The organism is Streptomyces sp. NPDC051963, assembly GCF_044593495.1.
In the GTDB taxonomy this organism is placed as follows: Bacteria; Actinomycetota; Actinomycetes; order Streptomycetales; family Streptomycetaceae; genus Streptomyces.
In genome coordinates, this window is the sequence record NZ_JBIUCC010000012.1 from 43,379 (window position 1) to 64,163 (window position 20,785).

The following is a 20,785-nucleotide window of genomic DNA, read 5'->3' on the forward strand; positions in this document are numbered from 1 at the left end:
CGAAGGGAGCGGTATCCGATGACCGACCAGGTACAGCCGGCGCAGGGCCCGGGGACATCCGGGCCGGGACCCGACGGAGCTGGATTCACCTATCGAGGAGCCGAGCAGGAGCTGATCGTCGTCGCACGGCCCGAGGCCCGGCTACGCGCCCGGACGGAGGGCGTCCGCTCGGCGGCGGAGGCCGATGTATCGGCCCTCAACATGTTCCTCAGCGACGAACAGCTCGCTCTGGAGCCCCTGTTCGGCAACGAGGAGCGACTCCAGCAGGCGACCGCCGCGGGCCCGGAGGACACGCCCGACCTCGCGTTGTTCTACCGCGTGCGCGGCGGCGAGAGCCGCGCCCAGGAGCTGCGCTCACGGATCGCCGCGCTGCCGGGGATCGACACGGCGTATGTGAAGCCCGGCGCCGTGCCCGCCTCCCTCCAGAGCGCCGAGGACAACCGGCGGCTGAAGGAAGGCACGCCGGTCACACCCGACTTCAGCGGTCGGCAGGGCTATCTGCGTCCGGCGCCCGAGGGCATCGACGCGCACTGGGCCTGGCAGCGCCCCGGCGGCACCGGCCACGGCGTGACCGTGATCGATGTCGAGGGCGCCTGGCAGCTGGGCCATGAGGATCTCGCCGCGAAGCTCGCCGGCGTCGTCGTCGGCACCCCGCTGACCGACCTCGCCTGGCGCAACCACGGCACCGCCGTGATCGGTGTGATCGGCGGCGACCTCAACGAGCACGGCGTCAACGGCATCGTGCCCGAAGCGGTGACCGCGGCCGCGTCCTTCCAGGGCATCGGCACCGCGGCGGCGATCCACGCGGCCGCCGACCGGCTCGGCCCCGGCGACATCGTGCTGATCGAACTCCACCGCCCGGGCCCACGGCTGGACTTCGCCGCACGCGACGACCAGAGCGGCTACGTCGCGCTCGAGTGGTGGCCCGACGACTGCGCGGCCATCCGCTACGCCACCGCCAAGGGTGTCGTCGTCGTGGAGGCCGCGGGCAACGGCGGCGAGTCCCTCGACGACGCCGTCTACGAGCGCCGCCCGGACGAATTCCCGGAGTCGTGGCGCAATCCGTTCAACCCCTCCAACCAGTCCTCCGGCGCCGTCCTGGTCGGTGCGGGCGCACCGCCGCCCGGCACCCACGGCCGCGACCACGGCCCGGACCGTTCCCGGCTCGCGTTCTCCAACTACGGTGCCCGGCTGGACGCTCAGGGCTGGGGCCGCGAGGTCACGACCACCGGCGGCTTCTGGGACCGGCCCGGCGATCTGCAGGGCGGGCCCGAGGAGATCGCCTGGTACACGGACACGTTCTCCGGTACCTCCTCCGCCTCCCCGGTGGTGGTCGGCGCGCTGGCCGCGCTGCAGGGCATGCTCAAGGCGGCCGGCCAGCCGCCGATGTCGCCGGAACGCGCCCGTGCGGTGCTGCGGGCCACCGGTTCCCCGCAGCAGGACGCGCCGGGCCGGCCCGCCTCCCAGCGGATCGGCAGCCGGCCGGACATCAAGGCGGCGGTGACCCAGCTGCTCCCGCAGTCGGTCGGCTCGGGCCAGGCCGAACGTTACTGGGACGAGCTGCTGCCGTATCCCCGTGAACTCCCGCCGCGGCTCCGGCTGTTCGTGGCCGGCGCCTGGCGCAACCTGAACCACCCGTCCCCGGAGATCCGCCAGGCGGTCCACACCGCCTTCGCGGGGGGACGGCCGGACGTCCGCGTGTGGTTCTCGGACGACGAGATCGTCGGTCTGGTGATCACCGGCTGACGGTCGACGCCCGCCAACGCTCCACAACTCCCAACCATCGCTCAACACATGACGGAAGGTGGCACCCGCATGAGCACCACCCCGCAGATGAGCCAACTGGGACAGCAGTTCCCGAGCACGTCGCCGTATCAGCACCAGCAGCAGTTCCCGCAGCAGTACGGCCAGCAGCAGAACTACGGCCAGCAGGGCTTCGGCCAGCAGAACTACAGCCAGCAGCAACAGCCGCAGGGCATGAGCGGCACGCTGGAGCAGCTCCAGCAGCTCGGCCAGCAGCAGCCGTACCAGCAGCTGCTCCAGCAGCTGGGCCAGCAGCAGCAGTTCGGTCAGCCGCAGCAGTTCGGCCAGCAGCAGGCCGGTCAGCAGGACCAGCAGGCTCAGCAGACCGAGCAGCAGATGCAGCAGCAGTTGCAGCAGGTCGCGCTGTCCGCGGTGCAGCAGGTCGTCCAGCAGGTGCAAGCGCAGGCCCTCGCCTCCGGCGTGGCGAACGGCTTCATCGACATCGTCCACCCGCTCCAGGGGCAGCCGCACCAGATCTTCCTGCGCATCAACAACCAGTTCCGGGTCCTCAACAACCCGAACCCGCAGATCCACCAGCAGATCCAGCAGGCCTTCGCGTTCGGCCACCAGGTGGTCGGCATCTGGGACACCCAGTCGCCGAACGTGCTGCGCAGCGTACGGATCCAGCGGATCTGACGCGCACCTGAGCCAGCACAAGGGCGCCCCCTCCGGCAAGGAGGGGGCGCCCTTCCACGAGCTGACTACAGGGCCACGCCCAGCAGAGCGTCCACGGCACGCGACACGACGCCGGGGGCGCCCTCGTCCGTGCCGCCCCGCTCCTGCTGGAGCGCCGCCCAGCGGTCGACGGCGGCGAGGGCGGCCGGGGCGTCCAGGTCGTGCGCCAGGGCCGCGCGGATCTCCTCGACCAGCGGCTCGGCGGGCGGTCCGTCGGGGCGGGAGACGGCCGCGCGCCAGCGGTCGACGCGCGCGAGGGCGTCCTCGAGGACCTGGTCGGTCCACTCCCAGTCCGCGCGGTAGTGGTGGGCGAGCAGGGCCAGCCTGATCGCGGCCGGGTCGACGCCCTCGCGGCGCAGCGTGGAGACGAAGACCAGGTTGCCCTTGGACTTCGACATCTTCTCGCCGTGCAGCGCGACCATGCCGGCGTGGACGTACGCCTTGGCCATGGGGAACTCGCCGGTCAGCACCTGGGCGTGCGAGGCGCCCATCTCGTGGTGCGGGAAGGCGAGGTCGGAGCCGCCGCCCTGGACGTCGAAGCCCATACCGAGGTGGTCCAGGGCGATCGCGACACACTCGATGTGCCAGCCGGGCCGCCCGCGCCCCAGCGAACCGCCGTCCCAGCTGGGCTGGCCCGCACGGGCCGCCATCCACAGCATCGGGTCCAGCGGGTTCTTCTTGCCCGCCCGGTCGGGGTCGCCGCCGCGCTCGGCGGACAGCAGCCGCATGGCGGCCGCGTCGAGGTTCGAGACGCTGCCGAAGTGCGGGTCGGACTCGACGGAGAAGTAGATGTCCCCTTCGAGTTCGTAGGCGGCGCCCGCGTCGCGCAGCCGCTCGACGAGCGGCACGATGCCCGGTATCGCCTCGACCGCGCCGATGTAGTGCCGCGGCGGCAGCATCCGCAGCGCGGTCATGTCCTCGCGGAAGAGGGCCGTCTCCTTCTCGGCGAGGGCGACCCAGTCGACGTTGTCCCGCAGGGCGCGCTCCAGCAGCGGATCGTCGACGTCGGTGACGTTCTGGACGTAGTGAACCTGCCGCTTGGTGTCGAGCCACACGCGTTGCACGAGGTCGAACGCGTTGTAGGTCGCCGCATGACCCATGTGGGTCGCGTCGTACGGAGTGATGCCGCAGACGTAGATACGGGCGACGGGACCGGGCTCGAGGGTGACGAGGTCATCGGTCGCTGTGTCGTGGATCTGGAGGTCGCGGCCCTTGCCGGGCAGGGCGGGGACCTCAGAAGCGGGCCAGGCATGCATGTCATGAGCCTAACCGGACGGAAGTTCCGTATACGAACCGGACCAGGCCGGATGGCCGGTAGGGCACTCTTGCGGAACGTCGTCGGGCGTGCTGACTGCTCCCCCGCACCAGAGGCCTACACCGGCGGCCACGGGATGGCCGGCCACTCCCCGCTCGGCTCCGGATGGACCCCCGCGGTGAGCAGCGCGTCGACACGCGCGCGTGTGGCATCGACCTCGGCGTCGGTGATCAGCCCGGTCAGGCGTGCCGCTAGGGCTCCACCGCTTCCCAGGCCGTCCTTGAGGCCCTTGAGAACGGCCATGGACTCACCCGTGAGCGGCTCGCCCGCCCAACCCCACAGCAGGGTGCGCAGCTTGTTCTCGGTGTTGAAGGTCACGCCGTGGTCGATGCCGTACAGCCGGCCGCCGTCGCCGGGCAGCAGATGGCCGCCCTTGCGGTCCGCGTTGTTGATCACGGCGTCGAGGACGGCGAGCCTGCGCAGCCGTTCGTCGTCGGCGTGCACCAGCAGCGCCGTCTTTCCGTCGCCGACCTCGGCGAAGCCGATCGCCTTCCAGCCCTCCTCCGGCTCCTCCCCGTCGACGAGGGCCAGCAGTTCGGATCCGGGCACGCCCTCGATCCAGAGCTGGACCATGCCCTCGCCGTAGGGCCCGTCGCGCAGCACGGTGGTGGGCACCAGGCCCCATCCGGTGGCCTCGGACACCTCGTACGCGGCGACCTCGCGCTGGGCGAGGGTGCCGTCGGGGAAGTCCCAGAGGGGGCGCTCCCCGCGGACCGGCTTGTAGACGCAGAAGGCCTCGTCCCCGTCGAGGGAGACGGAGCAGTGCAGCACCGCGTTCGAGGCGTCCCGGATCTGCCCGCGGACCGTGAGCTCACCCCGGGTGAGCAGCTGGGTCGTGGTCACGCTCCGCGGCGGTATCCGTTCTGGCGCGGACATACGTGTCCTTCCGGGTCGAGCGGGAGGCTGCACAGCGGGCACGGCGGCCGCCCGGCGTTGACGACGTCCAGGGCACGCTTGGCGAACGCGCGGGCTTGGGCGCCGGTGAGCCGGACCCGCAGCATCGGGGGCCCGTTCTCCTCGTCCTGGAGCAGCCGTTCCTCGGCCTCGGCGAGGTCCTCCTCGGAGTCGGCGTCCAGCTCGACGAGGGCCTGAGCCTCGACGATCATGCGCTGTTCCTCGCCGTCCCAGGCGAGGGCCATGGTGCCGACGCGGAACTCCTCCTCGATGGGGGCTTCCAGCGGGGCCGTGTCGGCGACCTCGGTGGGCGTCATGGCAGGGACGGCTGCGCTGCCGCCACTGCGTCGTACCACTTCGTCGAGCAGCTCGTCCATGCGCTCGGCGAGCGCGGCGACCTGGGTCTTCTCCAGAGCCACGCTGGTCACGCGGGATCCTGCGATGGCTTGGAGGAAGAACGTACGGCGCCCGGGCAGTCCGACCGTTCCGGCCACGAAGCGGTCCGGCGGATCGTAGAGGAACACCTGACGGGACACGTCCTGTCTCCATTGGAATCGATATCGGGACCGGCCGGTGCGGCCACCGCAACTCGCTCAGTGCCGCCTCGACCGCTTCACCCTACTGCGGTTGACGATCACGGTGCGCCCGCATCGCCCCCGACCGGGGCGTCTCCTGAGGGGGGTTCCTCGCGCGGCGCAAGGGACGCGAAATCCCCGGTGTCACCGAGGCGAACGAGAAACGGCCTGAGGCGCGTGTAGCGGATGGCGGTGATGGAGCAGGGCTCCACGGAGACCCGCTGGAACAGGTCGAGATGCAGTCCGAGCGAGTCCGCCACGAGGGACTTGATGATGTCGCCGTGCGAGCACATGAGATAGACGGCGTCGGCGCCGTGATCGCGCTCCACGCGCGCGTTCCACTCGCGCACCGCCTCGGCGGCCCGGGTCGCCATCGCCCGCATCGACTCCCCGCCGGGGAACTGTGCCGCCGACGGATGCGCCTGCACGACCTGCATCATCGGCTCGTCCATCAGCTCGGCCAGCTTGCGCCCGGACCAGTCGCCGTAGTGGCACTCCCCGATCCGGTCGTCGGTGTGCGCCGTCAGTCCGGGCCGTGCGTCGAGCAGCGGCCGGATCGTCTCCTGGCAGCGTTGCAGCGGGCTGGTGACGATCTCGGAGATCGGCAGCTCGGCAAGGCGTCCGGGCAGCGCGGCGGCCTGCGTGGCGCCGCGCTCGTCGAGGGCGACCCCGGGCGTCCACCCGGCGAGCAGTCCCTCGGAATTGGCGGTGGATCGTCCGTGCCGGACGAGGATCAGCGTGGGCATGCGGCCAAGGGTAGGCGTCCACCGGGGTGCGTTCGGGGGCGGAGGGCGGGAGAATACGCTGCGTGATCGTCGACTGCGCCATCTATCGCGACGGGTTGCGCACGGAGGGGCCCGCGGACTTCTCCGACGCCCTGACGCTGTGCCGGGTGGGCGGGGACGCGTTCGTGTGGATCGGGCTGTACGAGCCCACGGAGGGCGAGTTCGGCCGGGTCACGGAGGAGTTCGGACTGCACCCGCTGGCCGTCGAGGACGCCCTGACCGCCCATCAGCGCCCCAAGCTGGAGGTGTACGACGATTCGCTGTTCATGGTCCTCAAGCCGGTCGCGTACGAGCCCAAGAGCGACAACGTCACCTCCGGCGAGGTCATGGTCTTCATCGGCGACTCGTTCGTGGTGACCGTTCGGCACGGCGAGGAGGCTCCGCTCACGGAGGTACGGCGGCGGCTGGAAGCGGAGCCCGAGATGCTGCGGCACGGCCCCACGGGGGTGCTCTACGCGATCGCCGACGCCGTGGTCGACCACTACGTGGACGTGGCCGGCGAGCTGGGCACCGACCTGGAGGAGCTGGAGGCGGAGGTGTTCTCGCCGACCGGCGGCGGCACACGGCACACCGCGTCCCGCATCTACAACTTCAAGCGGCAGATCCTGGAGTTCCGCCGGGCCACCGGTCCCCTGGCCCAGCCACTGGACCGGCTGGCGGGCACCGGGATGTCCGGCCTGCGGGTGCCCTTCGTGCCCGAGAAGGCGCAGCCGTTCTTCCGCGACATCAACGACCATCTGACGCGTGTGAACGAGTCCGTCGAGGGCCTGGACCGGCTGGTGTCGGACGTCCTGTCGGCTCATCTGGCCCAGATGAGCGTGCGGCAGAACGACGACATGCGGAAGATCTCCGCGTGGGCGGCCATGGCCGCGGTGCCCACGATGATCGCGGGGATCTACGGCATGAACTTCGACCACATGCCGGAGCTGCACTGGCTGTGGTCGTATCCGACGCTGATCGCGGCCATGGCGGCCCTGGAGGTCTTGCTGTACCGGCTGTTCAAGAGTCGGGGCTGGCTGTAGGCGCTGCTCTTCGGGGGCAAGCCTCGGGTTTCGGGTTTCGGGTTTCGGGTTTCGGGTTTCGGGTTTCGGGTTTCGGGTTTCGGGTTTCGGGTTTCGGGTTTCGGGTTTCGGGCTTCAGGCGAACTCGGGGGCCGAGGTGGCGGGGCCGCCGAGGGCGTCGCGCCGCTCCGGCATCTTCAGGCTGACCATCCGGCGCCAGCCCGCGATCCGCTCGTAGACGTACACCGCGTGGATGCCCGCCGCGAGCACCGCCGCCTTCGGCCTCGGCCAGCCGAGGACGCGCCCCATGTGGGACATCACGGCGAGGCTGACGTCCCGGTAGATCCGGATCTCGGCGAGTGCGCACTCCCGCAGCGTCCGCTGGATGGCCCGGCCGTGCCCGTCCCGGGCGAAGCGCAGGAGTTCCTCGTGGCAGTAGGCGAGGTGGTTGTCCTCGTCGTTGGAGATCATCTTCACCGCCCGGCCGAGGTCGGGGTGGTCGGCGAAGTACGTGCGGAGCATGTCCATCTGCTCCGAGGCGCGCTGTTCGGTGACCCGGCTGTGCGAGAGATAGGTGACGATGTCCTGGACGGTGAGGGGCTCGTCGCGCTTGAGCTTGTCGTGCGCGAGGCCGATGCCGTTCTTCTCCAGGAGCATGGTGTAGTCGGTCTCGGGCGGTACGGGGACGGGGTCGAGGCCGCGCTTCTTCATCAGGGCGTTGAAGATCCGCCCGTGCTTGTCCTCGTCCGCGCCGTGCCGGGTGATCTTGGGGGCGAGTGAGCGCTCGCCGGCGGGCACGAGCGCGGCGATCCGGGCGTTCTCCCAGCCGCCCTGCGACTCCCCGCTGGCGGCGATGGAGCAGAACAGGCGGAAGGACTCGTCGTTGTCGAGGATCTCCTGGAACAGACTCTTGGCCGAAAGCATCGTGCGCACCTCTCTGCAGGATTCCGCAAAGAACGAGTCAAATGCGGTGCGAGGGACGCTGCAACAGCTGTGTCGGACAACTCCGCCAAAAGGATGACCACCGGTGTCCGCCGAGGGCGTAACCGCACGCGCTCCGGCGCGTTGTGCTGCATGACGGCCGTGGCGGGGAAGACCCCCGAGCCCCCACCACGGCCGTAGAACTTTCTCCGTGTCAGGCCAAGCGTCAGGCCAGCCCGGCCCGCTCCAGCGCCTCGGTTCCGGCCCGCAGCGAGACGAGCCGCTCGTCCAGTGTGAAGCCCGCCGGGTTGAGGGACAGGGTGGTGACCCCGGCGGCCGCGTAGGCCTTCATCCGGTCCGCGATGCGGTCCACGGAACCGAGCAGCGTGGTCTGGTCGATCAGCTCGTGCGGAACGGCTGCCGCCGCGCCCTGCTTGTCGCCGGAGAGGTACTTCTCCTGGATCTCGGCGGCCGCCTGCTCGTACCCCATGCGCTGGGCGAGCTGGTTGTAGAAGTTCTGCTTGGCGCTGCCCATGCCTCCGACGTACAGCGCGGTGTACGGGCGGAAGGCGTCGGCCAGTGCGTTCACGTCCTTGTCGGCGCCGACCGCGAGCGGCAGCGTCGGGCAGACGTCGAACCCGTCGAGGGTCTTCCCGGCCTTCTCACGTCCGGCCCGCAGATAGCTGATCGCGGTGTCCTCGAGGTGGTCGGCGGAGGGGAAGATCAGCAGGGCCCCGTCGGCGATCTCACCGGTCTGCTCAAGGTTCTTGGGGCCGATCGCGGCGATGTACAGCGGGATGTGCTCGCGCTCCGGGTGCACGGTCAGCTTGATCGGCTTGCCGGGGCCGCCGGGCAGCGGCAGCGTCCAGTGCTCGCCGTCGTACGACAGCCGCTCCCGCGTCATCGCCTTCCGTACGATCTCCACGTACTCACGGGTCCGGGACAGCGGTTTGTCGAACTTGACGCCGTACCAGCCCTCGGAGACCTGCGGCCCGGAGACGCCGAGGCCGAGCCGGAAGCGGCCGCCGGACAGCGAGTCGAGCGTGGCGGCGGTCATGGCGGTCATCGCCGGCTGCCGGGCCGGGATCTGGAAGATGGCGGAGCCGACGTCGATGCGCTCGGTCTGGGCGGCGACCCAGGTCAGCACGGTGGCCGCGTCCGAACCGTACGCCTCGGCGGCCCAGCAGACGGCATACCCGAGCCGGTCGGCCTCCTTGGCCACGGCGAGATTGTCCGCGTCCATTCCGGCGCCCCAGTAGCCGAGGTTGATCCCGAGCTGCATGGCGGATTCCCCTTACCGATCAGTAACGTCTCTTGTCCGGAGACCATAGCGTGGGGGTGGGGAAACTGGTTATCCACAGGCCCCCACATCACAGGGTGTGGCCAGTAATCTCGGCGCTCATGGAGCAGAGGCATCTCGGCCGTACCGGCCTTCGTGTGTCCCGTATCGGACTCGGCACACTCACCTGGGGCAGGGACACCGACGAGCACGACGCCGCGGACCTCTTGAAGACGTTCTGGGAAGCGGGCGGGACACTCGTCGACACGGCCGACGTATACGGCGACGGGGAGGCCGAGTATCTGCTCGGGCGACTCATAGAAGGCCTGGTCCCGCGCCGGGACCTGGTCATCTCGACGAAGGCGGGCAGCGTCCCCGACCCGGACATCCGCGTCGACGGCTCACGCGGACATCTGCTCGCCGCGCTGGACGCCTCGCTGGCGCGGCTCGGCACGGACTACGTCGACCTGTGGCACATCCACGCCTACGACCCGTACACCCCGCTGGAAGAGACCCTCCAGGCCCTGGACCTGGCGGTCAGCAGCGGCCGGGTCCGCTATGCGGGCGTCTCCAACTTCTGCGGCTGGCAGCTCGCCAAGGCGGCCACCTGGCAGCGGGCGGCACCGGATGTACGGACCCGGCTGGCCGGCACCCAGCTGGAATACTCGCTGCTCCAGCGCGGCGTCGAGCGGGAGGTGCTGCCTGCCGCCCTCGACCTCGGCATCGGCCTGCTGCCCTCCTCCCCGCTCGGCCGCGGTGTCCTGACCGGCAAGTACCGGAACGCGACGCCGGCCGACTCGCGGGGCGCCTCGGAGCATCTGGCGCCGTTCGTCGCGCCGTACCTCGACGACACGGCGACCCGCATCGTGGACGCGGTGACGACGGCGGCGGACGGGCTCGCGGTGACCCCGCTCCAGGTGGCCCTCGCCTGGGTCCGCGACCGGCCCGGGGTGAGCGCGCCCATCGTCGGCGCGCGCAACGCGCAGCAGCTCTCGGCGGCATTGTCAGTGGAGGCCCTTAGTCTTCCTGACGAGATCTGCCGGGCGCTCGACGACGTGTCGGCTCCGGTGCACCGCTATCCCGATCACGACTGGAGCACGCTGTGAGCACGGAGCCCGAGCCCACCGAGGACGCCGAGAACGCCGCGCCGGGGACCCCGGGTGCGGCGGAGGGCGCGTCGTCGACCGCAGGCGCCGAGGACACCGAGAGCACCGAGGGCACGCCGGCCGGAGCCGACGATGCCGAGGCCGCCGCCAAGTTGTCCGAGGCCGAGGCCGAGCTCGCTGCCCAGCAGATCGAGCGGGAGCGGATCGAGCGGCGGAAGGCCGAGAAGAAGGCGCCCATCACAGCCGGGGCGAAGCTCAGCGGAACGGCCGCCGACCTGCTCGCGGCCGTGCGCGCCGTGGAGAGCGGCGAGAAGCCCGCGGCCACCGTCTTCAGCGAGCCGGAGCCGTCGCCGCGCCGCCCCGCGCCCGAGCCGGTGCGTCGCCCGCAGACCGTCGAGGCCCAGAGCACCGGCACATCCGTGGCCCCCGCGCCGGAGGCCGTCGATGCCGTGCGCCGTGTGCTGGCCGACGGGGGCGCCCCGGAGACGCTCGCCCCGCAGGTCGCCGCGGCCCTCGGTGAGAGCGCGGGGGACGTACTGCGGGCGGACCCCTGGCAGTTGCTGCGGGTCACCGGGGTGCGGCCCGAGCAGGCCGACGGGTTCGCGCGGGCCCTGCTCGGCACCGAGTCCGGCCCGGACGACGAGCGGCGCGGCCGCGCGGTCACCGGCTGGCTCCTGGAACAGGCCGCCCTGGCGGGGCACACCGCCCTGGACATGCCGGCGCTCACCGCCGCGCTGGCCCAGCGGGGGGTGCCGGACGCCGACGCTGCCGTGCAGAACACGCTCGCGGAGGGCGAGGCCCTGGTTTTCCAGGACGCCCTGGAGGAGCCGGCGGCCCGGCGCCAGGACGACCCCGTTGACGACGGGGCCGACGGGGCCGACGGGGCCGACGGGGCCGACGAGGCCCGCCCGGTGCGGGTCCTGGTGGGCCTCGAGCGGTATGCCCTCGCGGAGGAGAGTCTCGCCGACGGACTGGCCCGGCTGGTCAACTCGGTGCCCAAGCAGGACGGTTCGGCCGAGGAGTGGGAGCGGGTCGCGTCGGCGGCGGGCTCCGCGGGCGAGTTGATCCGCGCGGTCGCGGCCCACGGTCTCGTCCTGCACACGGGCGGGGAGGCATCGCTGGCCGAACCGGCGGCGCTGCTGCGCGCGGTTCACGATCTCGGTCTGCGTGCCTGGGTCGCCGCCCACAGCCCGCTGGGCCGTACCCGCTTCGCGGCGCTGCTGAGCGAGCCCGGTGACTCCCGGGTCGCCACGGTGTCCGGCCTTCTCTCCGGCGCCGAAGGTCCGGGCCGGGACGCGGACGGCGCTCTGGACCTCGACCTTCTGGTGGTGCTGGACGCTCCTCAGCTGGACGTGGAGACGGGTGCGCTGCTCACCGAGTCGTTGCCGGACGGGGCGCGGCTGGTGCTGACCGGGGATCCGGGGGTGCTGTGGTCGGCGGGTCCGGGGCGGGTGTTCGCCGATCTGCTGGCGGCCCGGGTCTGCCCGCAGATCGCCTCACGGCGGCCGGACCCCGGTCCGCTGGGCGAGCTGGTCTCGGGGATCGGCGTCGGCGAGCTGAACCAGGTGGACTCCCCCGGCAAGGAGCTCGTGATCGTGCCCGTGCGGGACGCGGGCGAGGCCGTGCACCGCACGGTGCAGCTCGTCGCGGACTCGGTGCCGCGGGCGATCGGCGTGCCGGCCGAGCAGACCGTGGTCATCACACCGGGCCACGGCGGCGCGGCCGGTACCCGCGTGCTGAACGCGGCCCTGAAGGAGCGGCTGAATCCCGGCCAGGGCCGGTTCGGCGGCTTCGACCCCGGCGACCGGATCGCCTACTCCCCCGCGCCCGGCCGTACGCTGCCGGGCCAGGTGGTGAAGGCCGACGCCGAGGGGCTGCACCTGTCGTGTGCCGGCGACCCGGTCGTCGTACCGAAGGAGCGGGTGGAGCAGTCCGTGCGGCACGGGTGGGCGCTGACCGCGCACCAGGCGGTGGGCGCCCGGTGGCCCGCGGTGGTCGTGGTGCTGCCCGGCGACGCAGCCCCGGCCCTCAGCCGCCCCTGGATCTACACGGCCTTCGGCCGCGCGGAGCGCCATCTGTCCGTGGTCCACGGCGTCGAGCAGGCACTGCCGCACGCCGTGGCCGAGGTCCCGCCCAAGCCCAGGACGACCCGGCTGGCCGCCCTGCTGGCCCCGCAGATCCCGACGGCGGGCTGAGCCGGGCTGCCCGGGGCGACGACAGACGAGAAAACGGCGGTGGTCACGGAGGCGAGAACCTCCGTGACCACCGCCGTCGTCGTGAAGCCGGTGTTCAGCCCGTCAGCGGTCCGCGTCCAGCGGCTCCAGGTCTTCTTCCTGCGCCTCCGCCTCGTCCTCCGCTTCGTCCTCTGCCTCGTCTTCTTCTTCGTCGTCGTCCGGGTCCAGCTCGTCCTCGAGATCATCGTCCACGTCGTCCTCGATCTCGTCGTCGAAGACGGCACTGACGTCGAACCGGCAGACGACCTGCTGCGCGTCGATCGCCTCGAACGGTGTCTCCAGCCACTCACCGGGATCGGCCGGCTCGTCCGCCGCCGTCACCCAGAGCGTGGAGTCGCCCTCCTCCAGGCCGAACTCCTTGTGCCGGGAGGCGATCTCGTCCGGTTCGAACTCGCCGAACAGGAGGCCCAGCGCCCCGTGCACCGTGCCGGAGGCGCCCGCACCGTCCCTGCCCTCGTCGTCGGCCGCCTCGACCCGCTGGGCCTGCGCCAGCAGCCGCTGCGGTTCCACCACGGCGTAGTCGCGGCGGATCAGTACGCTCAGTGCATTCGGCTCCTCAGGCCCTGTGTACGGCGGCAGCGCGTCTTCGGTACCGGGGATCTCGAAGGGTGTGACCTCGTCGTAGCGGTCGTAGAGCAGCTCGTCGTACGCCTCTGCGGCCGCGGCGAGCTGGTTGAACGCCTCGTAGACGGCCGGGTCGTCATCCCCCGACCGGCGTTCGACCGCCGCCAGGTGGCGGTCGAGCGCGGTCTTGACCGCCTCGGCGGCGGCGCGTACCTCGGCAGCGGTGGGCTGCGCAGCATCAGACATAGAGCAGACGCTATCCGTACAGGGGCTCTGCCCGCACAATAGATGCGATGCCGGAATACGAATTTGTCGACGTGTACGTACCGCGCGGGGTCTCCCGCAAGGACGCCACACGCCTGCTGACGGACCATGCCGAGTACGGACACTGGGAATTGGACCGCTTGAGCCTGCTGCGGGACGGGAGCCGCAGGGTGCGGCTGCGCCGACGGATCATCCGCCAGGTGCGCGCCACGTGGTGAGCTGAGCAGGAGAGAAACGGAGTGGGCCCCGCCTAGGCGGGGCCCACTCCGTTGTGCACGGTGTCGCTACGCCGCGGCGCGCGCCCTGCGGTAGAGCACCGTGCCCGCCAGCAGTGCTCCCGCGCCGACCGGGAGGACGACGCCCAGCGGGAGGTCACCGCCGGTGTGGGCGAGCTGGGCGCTGCCCTGCGGCTGGGTGATCGACTGGGCGCCGGGCCGGTTGCCGCGCGAGGAGCCGTTGTCGTCCGGCGTCTCGTCGTCCGCGGTGGGCGGCGTACCGGGCTCCACGGGGTTGCCCGGCTGCTCGGGGTTGCCGGGCTGCTGGGGGTTGCCCGGCTGCTCGGGGTTCCCGGGCTGGTCCGGGTTTCCGGGTGGCGGCGTCTCGTGGTCGCCACCGCCGGGGGGCGTGCTCGGCTGCCCGCCGCCGGAACCGCCGCCGTTGGCGCAGTCGTTGCCCTTGGTGGCGTTGCCGATGCCGATGATGTCGACGCTGTTGCCGCAGACGTTCACCGGGATGTGGACCGGCGCCTCGACGTGGTTGCCGGAACCGATGCCCGGGGAGTGCTTGGCGTGACCGTCGGCCTTTGCACCACCGGACCCGCCGGAGCCGCCGTGACCGCTGTTCCCGCCCGGGTTGGCGCACTTGTTGCCCACCGCCGGGTTGAGGATCCCGACGACGTTGACCGTGTTGCCGCAGACGTTGACCGGCACGTCGACCGGCGCCTGCACGGTGTTGCCCGAGAGCACGCCGGGCGAGTGCGAACTCGAGCCGTTCGCGCCCGAGTCGGCGTGGGCGTGGCCGCCGGCGGCGGCGATCACGCCGGTCGCGGCCGCCACGGTCATCAGGCCTTTGCGGGTGACCTGTCTCATTGCTGCTTACCTGCCTTGTCCTGCATTACCGAGCATTACCGACGCGAAAAGACCGGTCGGTCCCGGAGCGCAGCCTTGCGCTCCGGGACCGACGGCGTGGACGAGAACCTCAGAAAGGCAGCGTCACTTGTTGATGCAGGTGTTGCCGAAGGCGGGGTTCAGCAGCCCGATCACGGAGACCGTGTTGCCGCAGACGTTCACCGGGACGTGAACCGGGGCCTGGACGACGTTGCCCGAAAGGATGCCGGGAGAGTGCACGGCGGCACCCTGAGCACCCGAGTCGGCAACGGCAAGGCCCGCACCCGCGAGAACCAGACCACCAGTGGCGGCAGCAGCGGCGACGACCTTCTTGATCATTATTCCTCCTTGTTGGCAATGCGATCCAAAGTCGCGGATCACATCAGCTGTAACGAGGAGGAAGTAATAGGGCTACGAGCTTATGGTCGCATTCACCCTTCCTGGGTGATCTCCGTACGGGCAGGCGAATACGGGCGTCAACGCGTCATGACGCGTCGATGAACCGGTCGAGGACCCGCACCCCGAATTTGAGCCCCGCCACCGGCACCCGCTCGTCGACGCCGTGGAACATGCCCGCGAAGTCCAGCTCCGGCGGCAGCTGAAGCGGCGCGAAGCCGAAGCAGCGGATGCCGAGGTCGTCGAAGGACTTGGCGTCGGTGCCGCCGGAGAGCATGTAGGGGACGGCCCGCGCGATGGGGTCCTCGGCGCTCAGGGCGCTCTGCATGGCGTCGACGAGCCTGCCGTCGAAGTCGGTCTCCAGGGCCTTGTCGCCGTGCACGTCCTCCCGCCGCACCCGCGGGCCGAGGATGCGGTCGAGGTCGGCGAGGAACTCCTCCTCGTACCCGGGCAGGAAGCGCCCGTCGACGTGCGCGGTCGCCTGGCCCGGGATGACGTTGACCTTGTAGCCGGCGCCGAGCATGGTGGGTGCCGCCGAGTTCCTGAGCGTCGCGCCGACCATCTTGGCGATGCCGCCGAGCTTGGCCAGCGTCTCGTCCATGTCCTCGGGGTCGAGTTCGGTGCCGAGCGCGTCGGAGAGCTCGTCGAGGAAGGACCGTACGGTCTTGGTGACCCGGACCGGCCAGGTGTGCCGCCCGAGCCGTCCGACCGCCTCGCACAGCTCGGTGATGGCGTTGTCGTTGTTGGTCATCGACCCGTGGCCGGCCGTGCCGTCCACGGTGAGCCGCATCCAGTGCATGCCCTTCTGGGCGGTCTCCACGAGATACAGCCGCAGCTTCTCGTTGACGGTGAAGGAGAACCCGCCGACCTCGCCGATGGCCTCGGTGACGCCCTCGAAGAGGTCCGGGTGCTTGCGGACCAGGTGCTTGGCACCGTACGTCCCGCCCGCCTCCTCGTCCGCGAGGAAGGCGAGGACGATGTCCCGCGGGGGCTTGCGTCCGCTGCGCAGCCGCTCGCGGACGACCGCGAGGGTCATCGCGTCCATGTCCTTCATGTCGACGGCCCCACGGCCCCACACGCACCCGTCGGCGATCTCGCCGGAGAAGGGATCGTGGGTCCAGTCGTCGGCGTTGGCCGGGACGACGTCGGTGTGCCCGTGGATCAGCAGCGCGGGCCGGGAAGGGTCCTCGCCCTCGATCCGGGCCACCGTGGAGGCGCGTCCCGGGTGGGACTCGAAGATCTGCGGTTCGAGGCCCACCTCGGCGAGCTTCTCGGCGACGTACTCGGCCGCCTTGCGCTCGCCGGGACCCGAGTGGTCGCCGTAGTTGCTGGTGTCGATCCGGATGAGCTCGCGGCAGAGGTCCACGACCTCGTCCTCGCCGGTGACGCTGTTGGCCGTGTCCGTCCCGCTCACGCTGCTTCCTCCCACTGTCACTGCTGGTGGTCCCCCTCATCCTCTCTCTCCCGGCGGCCCGCCCCAAGACCGGTGCCGGTCCGTCACGCGCCGTTCACGCAGCGACAGGGGGTGATCGGACACCCTCCGAAGCCTGGTAATGTTTCCTTCGTCGCCGCGGGGGAAACCCCGCACGACGTACACCTTGTCCGGGTGGCGGAATGGCAGACGCGCTAGCTTGAGGTGCTAGTGCCCTTTATCGGGCGTGGGGGTTCAAGTCCCCCCTCGGACACGCACAAGAAAATCGAGGGCCGTGACCATCGGGTCACGGCCCTCGGCCGTTGGTGTGGGGCATATCTCGTCCACGACGAAGATCAGCAGGTCAGCCCTGGTCCGCAGGTACTCGTCAATCCCCCGAAGGGCCGCCCCGAGTGGCGAGACGGATGGGGTCGTACCTAGCGTCGTACTAAGATTTCCGGCTTGTTACGGATGCTGGAGCCGGACAACCCCAGGCAGACCTGCGGACCCGCCAGCGCCCCGGAGGCTTCCGGGATCGAGACGCGAGGACCCGATGGCAGCCATACACGAGAGCAGTGCTCTCGGTCTGCTCGATGAAGAGATCCGCGAACGATTCGGCGATACCGCACGCTTCTCCGGCGGCGCCGCCGCCTCCCCCCGCACCCTCGTCGACGTCTTCGAGGCGTCCGTGCGGTCCTACCCGGACGAGCTCGCCCTGGACGACGGCACGACGCGCCTCACCTACCGTGCGCTGGCCGTCGAGGTCGAGGTGCTGCGGCGCCGGCTGGCCGACGCCGGGGTCGGACTCGGCGACCGGGTCGGCGTGCGGGTGCCCTCCGGGACCAATGACCTGTACGTCGCGATCCTCGCCGTGCTGGCCGCGGGCGCGGCATACGTCCCGGTGGACGCCGAGGACCCGGACGAGCGGGCCGAGCTGGTGTTCGGGGAGGCGGAGGTCCGGGCCGTCATCGGTGCGGAGCATGTGATCACCGCCCACAGCAGGGCGGACGTCCCCGCCGGCCGGCCCGGCGTCGAGCACGACGCCTGGATCATCTTCACCTCCGGGTCGACCGGGAAGCCCAAGGGTGTCGCCGTCAGCCACCGCAGCGCCGCCGCGTTCGTGGACGCGGAGGCCGCTCTCTTCCTGACCGAGGACCCGATCGGGCCCGCCGACCGTGTGATGGCGGGACTGTCCGTGGCGTTCGACGCGTCCTGCGAGGAGATGTGGCTCGCCTGGCGCTACGGCGCCTGTCTGGTGCCCGTCCCCCGCTCTCAGGTCCGCAGCGGTGCCGATCTCGGGCCCTGGCTGGTCGAGCAGGACATCACCGTCGTGTCGACGGTCCCCACGCTGGCCGCGCTGTGGGAGCCCGAGGCGCTGAACGACGTACGGCTGCTGATCTTCGGCGGCGAGGCCTGTCCGCCGGAGCTGGTGCAGCGGCTGGTGACCGAGGGGCGCGAGGTCTGGAACACCTACGGGCCCACCGAGGCGACCGTCGTGGCCTGCGCCTCGCTGATGGGCGGCGAGGAGCCGATCAGGATCGGGCTGCCGCTGCGCGGCTGGGAGCTGGCCGTCGTCGACGAGGCCGGGGAGCCGGTGGCGATGGGCTCCAGCGGTCAGCTGGTGATCGGCGGGGTCGGGCTCGCCCGGTATCTCGACGCCGAGAAGGACGCGGAGAAGTACGCGCCGCTGGAGTCCCTGGGCTGGGAGCGGGCGTACCGCAGTGGTGACCTGGTCAAGGCGGAGCCCGAGGGGCTGGTCTTCCTCGGGCGGGCCGACGAGCAGATCAAGCTCGGCGGGCGGCGGATCGAGCTGGGCGAGGTGGACGCGGCGCTCCAGGCCCTGCCCGGTGTCGCCGGTGCCGCGGCGGCCGTACGCACCGCCCGCAGCGGCAATCAGCTGCTCGTCGGGTACGTCGTCACACAGGAGGGCTGGGACCACGCGGCCGCGGTCGAGAAGCTGCGCGCCGAGCTGCCCGCGGCCCTGGTGCCGTTGCTCGCGTCCGTGGCGGACCTGCCGACCCGTACCTCCGGCAAGGTCGACCGCAATGCGCTGCCCTGGCCCCTGAAGGAGCTGGAGACCGGCGGCAAGGCCGAGCAGCTCTACGGCACCGAGGCCTGGCTCGCCGAGCAGTGGACGGAAGTCCTCGGCATCCCCGTGACCAGTGCCGCCGACGACTTCTTCGCGATCGGCGGCAGCAGCCTGGGCGCCGCCCAGCTGACGACACGGCTGCGCACCCGCTACCCCAGCGCGGCCGTCCTCGACATCTACCAGCAGCCGACGCTGCGCAAGCTCGCCCGCCACCTGGAGGAGTCGGCGCAGGACGACGGTTCCCAGCGGACGATCGCTCCGGTGCCCAAGCGCGCCCAGGCGATCCAGCTCCTGGTGCTCCTCCCTCTCTTCACGCTGCTGGGGCTGCGCTGGCTGGTGCCCCTGGCCGCTCTCGGAAACCTCCTGACCGCGTACTCCTGGCTGCCGACCGCCCCGTGGTGGCTCGTCATCTCCGCGGGACTGCTGCTCTTCAGCCCGCCGGGACGGCTCGCGATCGCCGCGGGCGGGGCCCGGCTGCTGCTGCGGGGCGTGGAGGCCGGGCGGTATCCGCGCGGCGGAAGCGTCCATCTGCGGCTGTGGGCCGCCGAGCGGCTCGCGGAATTCAGTGGCGCGACCTCGCTGACCGGGTCCTGGCTGGAGCGGTACGCCCGTGCGCTGGGCGCCAAGGTCGGACAGGACGTCGATCTGCACTCGCTGCCGCCGGTCACCGGCATGCTCAAGCTGGGCCGGGGCGCCGCCGTCGAGTCCGAGGTCGACCTGTCCGGGTACTGGCTGGACGGTGACCGGCTGGAGATCGGCACGGTCAAGGTGGGTGCGCATGCCGTCGTCGGCACGCGCAGCATGCTGTTCCCCGGTGCCCGCGTGGGCAAGCGGGCCGAGGTGGCGCCGGGCTCGGCGGTCTCGGGGCAGGTTCCCACCGGTCAGCGCTGGGCGGGCGCGCCCGCGGTCAAGCTCGGCAAGGCGAAGCGGAACTGGCCCAAGGAGCGGCCGCGTCGGGGCACGTTCTGGCGTGTGCTGTACGGCGTGACGGGCGTCGCGCTGACGCTGCTGCCCGTCCTCTCGCTGGTCGCCGCCCTGCTGGTCGCGCACGAGTTCGTGGCGTCCGGCGCCGGGCTCGGCGAGGCCCTGCGGGGTGCCGCGCTCGCGCTGGTTCCGTCGACGCTCGCCTTCGGGCTGGCCTACGCCGTGCTGATACTGGTCGCCGTACGGCTGCTGAGCCTGGGCCTGCGCGCGGGCACGTATCCCACGCACAGCAGGACCGGCTGGCAGGCCTGGACGGTCACGCAGCTGATGGACCGCTCCCGGGAGACGCTGTTCCCGCTGTACGCCGGGCTCGTCACGCCGGTGTGGCTGCGGCTGCTCGGGATGCGGATCGGCAAGGGCGCCGAGGTGTCGACCGTCCTTGCGCTGCCGAGCCTCACCACGGTCGGCGAGGGCGCGTTCCTCGCCGACGACACGCTGACCGCGCCGTACGAGCTCGGCGGTGGCTGGGTGAAGATCGGGCGCGCGGAGATCGGGCGGCGGGCCTTCCTCGGCAACTCGGGGATGACCGCGCCGGGACGGAGCGTGCCGGACGGCGGTCTGGTCGGTGTGCTGTCGGCGACGCCGAAGAAGGCCAAGAAGGGCACCTCGTATCTGGGGCTGCCGCCGGTCAAGCTGCCGCGCAGCGCGAACGACAGTGACCAGAGCCGGACGTACGACCCGCCGGCTCGGCTGCTGTGGGCGCGCGCTCTCGTCGAGCTGTGCCGGATCGTGCCGGTGTTCTGCTCGGCGGCGCTGGCCATGCTGACGGTGGCGGCGCTGAGTGCGCTGGACGGCTGGGCCTGGCTGCTGGGCGGTCTCGTGCTGCTCGGGGCGGGCGGGCTCGCGGCGCTGCTTTCGATCGGCGCCAAGTGGGCACTCGTGGGACGGCACCGCAGCGGGGAGCACCCGCTGTGGAGCGGATTTGTGTGGCGCAACGAGCTGGCGGACACCTTCGTCGAGGTGGTCGCCGTGCCGTGGCTGGCCGGGTCGGTGCCGGGTACTCCGGTGATGACGGCGTGGCTGCGCGGCCTCGGTGCGCGCATCGGCAAGGGCGTGTGGGTCGAGAGCTACTGGCTGCCGGAGACGGATCTGGTGACGTTGGAGGACGCGGCCACCGTGAATCGGGGCTGTGTGCTCCAGACGCACCTCTTCCACGACCGGATCTTGCGGACGGATACTGTTGTCCTCCGTGAGGGCGCGACGCTGGGTCCTGGCGGAATCGTCCTGCCCGGCAGCGCGGTGGGTGCCCGGACCACGCTGGGTCCCGCGTCACTCGTCATGGCTGCGGAATCAGTTCCCGACGACACGCGCTGGCTGGGCAACCCGATCGAGTCATGGCGCCGCTGAGCACGGCTTCCACGACGTCGGGGAGCGAGGGACGTC

General features: G+C 71.4%; 17 protein-coding genes and 1 tRNA gene. 8 read left to right on the top strand and 10 right to left on the bottom strand.

Annotation, left to right across the window (positions count from 1 at the left end; all coding sequences use genetic code 11):
- Positions 1-18 precede the first annotated feature (18 nt).
- Together ACIHFB_RS40405 and ACIHFB_RS40410 are read left to right on the top strand one after the other, a co-directional pair.
- Positions 19-1,746, top strand: a complete 1,728-nt coding sequence (locus tag ACIHFB_RS40405) for a S8 family peptidase (RefSeq protein ID WP_365285091.1) — start codon at positions 19-21, stop codon at positions 1,744-1,746.
- A 69-nt stretch (positions 1,747-1,815) separates the two neighbouring features.
- A complete protein-coding gene (locus ACIHFB_RS40410; protein WP_365285089.1) occupies positions 1,816-2,439 on the top strand; it encodes a hypothetical protein in 624 nt (207 codons plus the stop codon).
- 65 nt (positions 2,440-2,504) lie between these two features.
- Here ACIHFB_RS40410 and mshC read toward each other — a convergent pair whose 3' ends face one another.
- From mshC to ACIHFB_RS40430, 4 genes are all read right to left on the bottom strand, one after another.
- Positions 2,505-3,734: a cysteine--1-D-myo-inosityl 2-amino-2-deoxy-alpha-D-glucopyranoside ligase gene (mshC, locus tag ACIHFB_RS40415; protein ID WP_365285087.1), complete on the bottom strand. Its 1,230-nt coding sequence runs from the start codon at positions 3,732-3,734 to the stop codon at positions 2,505-2,507.
- A 116-nt stretch (positions 3,735-3,850) separates the two neighbouring features.
- On the bottom strand, positions 3,851-4,669 hold the full coding sequence (locus ACIHFB_RS40420) for an SCO1664 family protein (RefSeq protein WP_400129494.1): 819 nt from the start codon (positions 4,667-4,669) through the stop codon (positions 3,851-3,853).
- The gene (locus tag ACIHFB_RS40425) at positions 4,633-5,223 is read right to left on the bottom strand and encodes a DUF3090 domain-containing protein (RefSeq protein ID WP_365285083.1); all 591 of its coding nucleotides are present in this window, start codon (positions 5,221-5,223) and stop codon (positions 4,633-4,635) included. Before ACIHFB_RS40425 ends, ACIHFB_RS40420 begins: the two co-directional genes overlap by 37 nt.
- Positions 5,224-5,321: 98 nt before the next feature.
- Positions 5,322-6,008, bottom strand: coding sequence for a histidine phosphatase family protein (locus tag ACIHFB_RS40430; RefSeq protein WP_400129495.1), 687 nt, complete (start codon positions 6,006-6,008; stop codon positions 5,322-5,324).
- Between the two features lie 62 nt (positions 6,009-6,070).
- Here ACIHFB_RS40430 and corA point away from each other — a divergent pair, with 62 nt between their 5' ends.
- Positions 6,071-7,069: a magnesium/cobalt transporter CorA gene (gene corA / locus ACIHFB_RS40435; RefSeq protein ID WP_365285079.1), complete on the top strand. Its 999-nt coding sequence runs from the start codon at positions 6,071-6,073 to the stop codon at positions 7,067-7,069.
- Between the two features lie 114 nt (positions 7,070-7,183).
- Here corA and ACIHFB_RS40440 read toward each other — a convergent pair whose 3' ends face one another.
- Both ACIHFB_RS40440 and ACIHFB_RS40445 read right to left on the bottom strand, forming a co-directional pair.
- Complete coding sequence (locus ACIHFB_RS40440; RefSeq protein ID WP_365285077.1) at positions 7,184-7,972, bottom strand: ferritin-like domain-containing protein; 789 nt, start codon at positions 7,970-7,972, stop codon at positions 7,184-7,186.
- A gap of 223 nt (positions 7,973-8,195) precedes the next feature.
- Positions 8,196-9,251 carry an LLM class F420-dependent oxidoreductase gene (locus tag ACIHFB_RS40445; RefSeq protein ID WP_400129496.1) on the bottom strand — a complete coding sequence of 352 codons (1,056 nt, stop codon included), beginning with the start codon at positions 9,249-9,251 and terminating at the stop codon, positions 8,196-8,198.
- 119 nt (positions 9,252-9,370) lie between these two features.
- Here ACIHFB_RS40445 and ACIHFB_RS40450 point away from each other — a divergent pair, with 119 nt between their 5' ends.
- On the top strand, positions 9,371-10,354 hold the full coding sequence (locus tag ACIHFB_RS40450) for an aldo/keto reductase (RefSeq protein WP_365285073.1): 984 nt from the start codon (positions 9,371-9,373) through the stop codon (positions 10,352-10,354).
- Positions 10,351-12,549, top strand: a complete 2,199-nt coding sequence (locus ACIHFB_RS40455) for a helix-hairpin-helix domain-containing protein (protein ID WP_400129497.1) — start codon at positions 10,351-10,353, stop codon at positions 12,547-12,549. The genes ACIHFB_RS40450 and ACIHFB_RS40455 overlap by 4 nt, the downstream gene beginning before the upstream one ends.
- 102 nt (positions 12,550-12,651) lie before the next feature.
- On the opposite strand, the gene ACIHFB_RS40460 is transcribed toward ACIHFB_RS40455, so the two are convergent.
- Positions 12,652-13,398 (bottom strand): hypothetical protein, encoded by a 747-nt coding sequence (locus ACIHFB_RS40460; RefSeq protein WP_365285070.1) that lies wholly within the window; start codon positions 13,396-13,398, stop codon positions 12,652-12,654.
- A gap of 47 nt (positions 13,399-13,445) precedes the next feature.
- On the opposite strand from ACIHFB_RS40460, the gene ACIHFB_RS40465 reads away from it, so the two are divergent.
- Complete coding sequence (locus ACIHFB_RS40465; RefSeq protein ID WP_005485166.1) at positions 13,446-13,634, top strand: DUF5703 family protein; 189 nt, start codon at positions 13,446-13,448, stop codon at positions 13,632-13,634.
- 66 nt (positions 13,635-13,700) lie between these two features.
- Here the strand turns inward: ACIHFB_RS40465 and ACIHFB_RS40470 are convergent, their stop codons facing one another.
- From ACIHFB_RS40470 to ACIHFB_RS40480, 3 genes are all read right to left on the bottom strand, one after another.
- Positions 13,701-14,504 carry a chaplin family protein gene (locus ACIHFB_RS40470; protein ID WP_400129498.1) on the bottom strand — a complete coding sequence of 268 codons (804 nt, stop codon included), beginning with the start codon at positions 14,502-14,504 and terminating at the stop codon, positions 13,701-13,703.
- Between the two features lie 123 nt (positions 14,505-14,627).
- Entirely contained in the window at positions 14,628-14,861 is a 234-nt protein-coding gene (gene chpH / locus ACIHFB_RS40475; RefSeq protein ID WP_190073503.1) for a chaplin ChpH, read from the bottom strand.
- Positions 14,862-15,006: 145 nt separating this feature from the next.
- Positions 15,007-16,332, bottom strand: coding sequence for a M20/M25/M40 family metallo-hydrolase (locus tag ACIHFB_RS40480; protein WP_400129499.1), 1,326 nt, complete (start codon positions 16,330-16,332; stop codon positions 15,007-15,009).
- 186 nt (positions 16,333-16,518) lie between these two features.
- On the opposite strand from ACIHFB_RS40480, the gene ACIHFB_RS40485 reads away from it, so the two are divergent.
- Both ACIHFB_RS40485 and ACIHFB_RS40490 read left to right on the top strand, forming a co-directional pair.
- Positions 16,519-16,603 (top strand) — tRNA-Leu (locus ACIHFB_RS40485).
- 279 nt (positions 16,604-16,882) lie between these two features.
- Positions 16,883-20,749 (top strand): Pls/PosA family non-ribosomal peptide synthetase, encoded by a 3,867-nt coding sequence (locus ACIHFB_RS40490; protein ID WP_400129500.1) that lies wholly within the window; start codon positions 16,883-16,885, stop codon positions 20,747-20,749.
- Positions 20,750-20,785: the final 36 nt, after the last annotated feature.

What these genes read in the sequence shown, in the direction of transcription:
- ACIHFB_RS40405 (WP_365285091.1), top strand. Translation starts at nt 19, where the DNA reads ATGACCGACCAGGTACAGCCGGCGCAGGGCCCGGGGACATCCGGGCCG.
- ACIHFB_RS40410 (WP_365285089.1), top strand. Translation starts at nt 1,816, where the DNA reads ATGAGCACCACCCCGCAGATGAGCCAACTGGGACAGCAGTTCCCGAGC.
- mshC (WP_365285087.1), bottom strand. Translation starts at nt 3,734, where the DNA reads ATGCATGCCTGGCCCGCTTCTGAGGTCCCCGCCCTGCCCGGCAAGGGC.
- ACIHFB_RS40420 (WP_400129494.1), bottom strand. Translation starts at nt 4,669, where the DNA reads ATGTCCGCGCCAGAACGGATACCGCCGCGGAGCGTGACCACGACCCAG.
- ACIHFB_RS40430 (WP_400129495.1), bottom strand. Translation starts at nt 6,008, where the DNA reads ATGCCCACGCTGATCCTCGTCCGGCACGGACGATCCACCGCCAATTCC.
- ACIHFB_RS40440 (WP_365285077.1), bottom strand. Translation starts at nt 7,972, where the DNA reads ATGCTTTCGGCCAAGAGTCTGTTCCAGGAGATCCTCGACAACGACGAG.
- ACIHFB_RS40445 (WP_400129496.1), bottom strand. Translation starts at nt 9,251, where the DNA reads ATGCAGCTCGGGATCAACCTCGGCTACTGGGGCGCCGGAATGGACGCG.
- ACIHFB_RS40450 (WP_365285073.1), top strand. Translation starts at nt 9,371, where the DNA reads ATGGAGCAGAGGCATCTCGGCCGTACCGGCCTTCGTGTGTCCCGTATC.
- ACIHFB_RS40460 (WP_365285070.1), bottom strand. Translation starts at nt 13,398, where the DNA reads ATGTCTGATGCTGCGCAGCCCACCGCTGCCGAGGTACGCGCCGCCGCC.
- ACIHFB_RS40465 (WP_005485166.1), top strand. Translation starts at nt 13,446, where the DNA reads ATGCCGGAATACGAATTTGTCGACGTGTACGTACCGCGCGGGGTCTCC.
- ACIHFB_RS40470 (WP_400129498.1), bottom strand. Translation starts at nt 14,504, where the DNA reads ATGAGACAGGTCACCCGCAAAGGCCTGATGACCGTGGCGGCCGCGACC.
- chpH (WP_190073503.1), bottom strand. Translation starts at nt 14,861, where the DNA reads ATGATCAAGAAGGTCGTCGCCGCTGCTGCCGCCACTGGTGGTCTGGTT.
- ACIHFB_RS40490 (WP_400129500.1), top strand. Translation starts at nt 16,883, where the DNA reads ATGGCAGCCATACACGAGAGCAGTGCTCTCGGTCTGCTCGATGAAGAG.